Annotated in this window: 3 protein-coding genes and 1 pseudogene; all 4 read left to right on the top strand. The window is 36.8% G+C overall.

Annotated features, from left to right (window positions below):
• Positions 1 to 92: 92 nt before the first annotated feature.
• Entirely contained in the window at positions 93 to 527 is a 435-nt protein-coding gene (locus tag ACP7BT_RS13475) for a protein rep (RefSeq protein ID WP_145339587.1), read from the top strand.
• Between the two features lie 168 nt (positions 528 to 695).
• On the top strand, positions 696 to 1,457 hold the full coding sequence (gene aadD1, locus ACP7BT_RS13470; RefSeq protein ID WP_001014230.1) for an aminoglycoside O-nucleotidyltransferase ANT(4')-Ia: 762 nt from the start codon (positions 696 to 698) through the stop codon (positions 1,455 to 1,457).
• Between the two features lie 216 nt (positions 1,458 to 1,673).
• Entirely contained in the window at positions 1,674 to 2,078 is a 405-nt protein-coding gene (bleO, locus tag ACP7BT_RS13465) for a bleomycin binding protein (RefSeq protein WP_001242578.1), read from the top strand.
• Positions 2,079 to 2,584: 506 nt separating this feature from the next.
• Positions 2,585 to 3,490: pseudogene (gene mobV / locus ACP7BT_RS13460) on the top strand (MobV family relaxase); the annotation flags it as partial.
• Between the last annotated feature and the right edge of the window lie 118 nt (positions 3,491 to 3,608).

The raw sequence follows: 3,608 nt of genomic DNA, 5'->3' as shown, positions 1-3,608 counted from the left end.
CTCTTCAGATCTACGGATTTTCGCCATGCCACGAAATTAGCATCATGCTAGCAAGTTAAGCGAACACTGACATGATAAATTAGTGGTTAGCTATATTTTTTTACTTTGCAACAGAACCAAACTACGTGAATCAAAAACAATGGATTCAATTTTGGAAAAAGGCAATGAAATTAGACTATGATCCAAATGTAAAAGTTCAAATGATTCGACCGAAAAATAAATATAAATCGGATATACAATCGGCAATTGACGAAACTGCAAAATATCCTGTAAAGGATACGGATTTTATGACCGATGATGAAGAAAAGAATTTGAAACGTTTGTCTGATTTGGAGGAAGGTTTACACCGTAAAAGGTTAATCTCCTATGGTGGTTTGTTAAAAGAAATACATAAAAAATTAAACCTTGATGACACAGAAGAAGGCGATTTGATTCATACAGATGATGACGAAAAAGCCGATGAAGATGGATTTTCTATTATTGCAATGTGGAATTGGGAACGGAAAAATTATTTTATTAAAGAGTAGTTCAACAAACGGGCCAGTTTGTTGAAGATTAGATGCTATAATTGTTATTAAAAGGATTGAAGGATGCTTAGGAAGACGAGTTATTAATAGCTGAATAAGAACGGTGCTCTCCAAATATTCTTATTTAGAAAAGCAAATCTAAAATTATCTGAAAAGGGAATGAGAATAGTGAATGGACCAATAATAATGACTAGAGAAGAAAGAATGAAGATTGTTCATGAAATTAAGGAACGAATATTGGATAAATATGGGGATGATGTTAAGGCTATTGGTGTTTATGGCTCTCTTGGTCGTCAGACTGATGGGCCCTATTCGGATATTGAGATGATGTGTGTCATGTCAACAGAGGAAGCAGAGTTCAGCCATGAATGGACAACCGGTGAGTGGAAGGTGGAAGTGAATTTTGATAGCGAAGAGATTCTACTAGATTATGCATCTCAGGTGGAATCAGATTGGCCGCTTACACATGGTCAATTTTTCTCTATTTTGCCGATTTATGATTCAGGTGGATACTTAGAGAAAGTGTATCAAACTGCTAAATCGGTAGAAGCCCAAACGTTCCACGATGCGATTTGTGCCCTTATCGTAGAAGAGCTGTTTGAATATGCAGGCAAATGGCGTAATATTCGTGTGCAAGGACCGACAACATTTCTACCATCCTTGACTGTACAGGTAGCAATGGCAGGTGCCATGTTGATTGGTCTGCATCATCGCATCTGTTATACGACGAGCGCTTCGGTCTTAACTGAAGCAGTTAAGCAATCAGATCTTCCTTCAGGTTATGACCATCTGTGCCAGTTCGTAATGTCTGGTCAACTTTCCGACTCTGAGAAACTTCTGGAATCGCTAGAGAATTTCTGGAATGGGATTCAGGAGTGGACAGAACGACACGGATATATAGTGGATGTGTCAAAACGCATACCATTTTGAACGATGACCTCTAATAATTGTTAATCATGTTGGTTACGTATTTATTAACTTCTCCTAGTATTAGTAATTATCATGGCTGTCATGGCGCATTAACGGAATAAAGGGTGTGCTTAAATCGGGCCATTTTGCGTAATAAGAAAAAGGATTAATTATGAGCGAATTGAATTAATAATAAGGTAATAGATTTACATTAGAAAATGAAAGGGGATTTTATGCGTGAGAATGTTACAGTCTATCCCGGCATTGCCAGTCGGGGATATTAAAAAGAGTATAGGTTTTTATTGCGATAAACTAGGTTTCACTTTGGTTCACCATGAAGATGGATTCGCAGTTCTAATGTGTAATGAGGTTCGGATTCATCTATGGGAGGCAAGTGATGAAGGCTGGCGCTCTCGTAGTAATGATTCACCGGTTTGTACAGGTGCGGAGTCGTTTATTGCTGGTACTGCTAGTTGCCGCATTGAAGTAGAGGGAATTGATGAATTATATCAACATATTAAGCCTTTGGGCATTTTGCACCCCAATACATCATTAAAAGATCAGTGGTGGGATGAACGAGACTTTGCAGTAATTGATCCCGACAACAATTTGATTAGCTTTTTTCAACAAATAAAAAGCTAAAATCTATTATTAATCTGTTCAGCAATCGGGCGCGATTGCTGAATAAAAGATACGAGAGACCTCTCTTGTATCTTTTTTATTTTGAGTGGTTTTGTCCGTTACACTAGAAAACCGAAAGACAATAAAAATTTTATTCTTGCTGAGTCTGGCTTTCGGTAAGCTAGACAAAACGGACAAAATAAAAATTGGCAAGGGTTTAAAGGTGGAGATTTTTTGAGTGATCTTCTCAAAAAATACTACCTGTCCCTTGCTGATTTTTAAACGAGCACGAGAGCAAAACCCCCCTTTGCTGAGGTGGCAGAGGGCAGGTTTTTTTGTTTCTTTTTTCTCGTAAAAAAAAGAAAGGTCTTAAAGGTTTTATGGTTTTGGTCGGCACTGCCGACAGCCTCGCAGAGCACACACTTTATGAATATAAAGTATAGTGTGTTATACTTTACTTGGAAGTGGTTGCCGGAAAGAGCGAAAATGCCTCACATTTGTGCCACCTAAAAAGGAGCGATTTACATATGAGTTATGCAGTTTGTAGAATGCAAAAAGTGAAATCAGCTGGACTAAAAGGCATGCAATTTCATAATCAAAGAGAGCGAAAAAGTAGAACGAATGATGATATTGACCATGAGCGAACACGTGAAAATTATGATTTGAAAAATGATAAAAATATTGATTACAACGAACGTGTCAAAGAAATTATTGAATCACAAAAAACAGGTACAAGAAAAACGAGGAAAGATGCTGTTCTTGTAAATGAGTTGCTAGTAACATCTGACCGAGATTTTTTTGAGCAACTGGATCCAGGAGAACAAAAACGATTTTTTGAGGAAAGTTATAAATTATTTTCCGAACGATATGGCAAGCAAAATATTGCTTATGCAACAGTTCATAATGATGAGCAAACCCCTCACATGCATTTAGGTGTTGTGCCTATGCGTGATGGAAAACTGCAAGGAAAAAATGTGTTTAATCGTCAAGAACTGTTATGGCTACAAGATAAATTCCCCGAGCATATGAAAAAACAGGGTTTTGAGTTGAAGCGTGGTGAACGTGGCTCTGACCGTAAACATATTGAGACAGCTAAATTTAAAAAACAAACTTTGGAAAAAGAGATTGATTTTCTAGAAAAAAATTTAGCAGTTAAAAAAGATGAATGGACTGCTTATAGCGATAAAGTTAAATCAGATTTAGAAGTACCAGCGAAACGACACATGAAAAGTGTTGAAGTGCCAACGGGTGAAAAGTCCATGTTTGGTTTGGGAAAAGAAATAATGAAAACAGAAAAGAAACCAACCAAAAATGTTGTTATATCGGAGCGTGATTATAAAAACTTAGTGACTGCTGCGAGAGATAACGATAGGTTAAAACAGCATGTTAGAAATCTCATGAGTACTGATATGGCGAGAGAATATAAAAAATTAGGTTCTGTTGCAAAGTTGAATTTATAGTATAATTTTAACAAAAAGGAGTCTTCTGTATGAACTATTTCAGATATAAACAATTTAACAAGGATGTTATCACTGTAGCCGTTGGCTACTA

It is taken from the genome of Staphylococcus sp. Y174-1 (assembly GCF_049897865.1).
Classification (GTDB): Bacteria; Bacillota; Bacilli; order Staphylococcales; family Staphylococcaceae; genus Staphylococcus; species Staphylococcus saprophyticus.
Note: the sequence above shows the minus strand (reverse complement) of the source record. Positions and strands in the feature narration are given on the sequence as shown.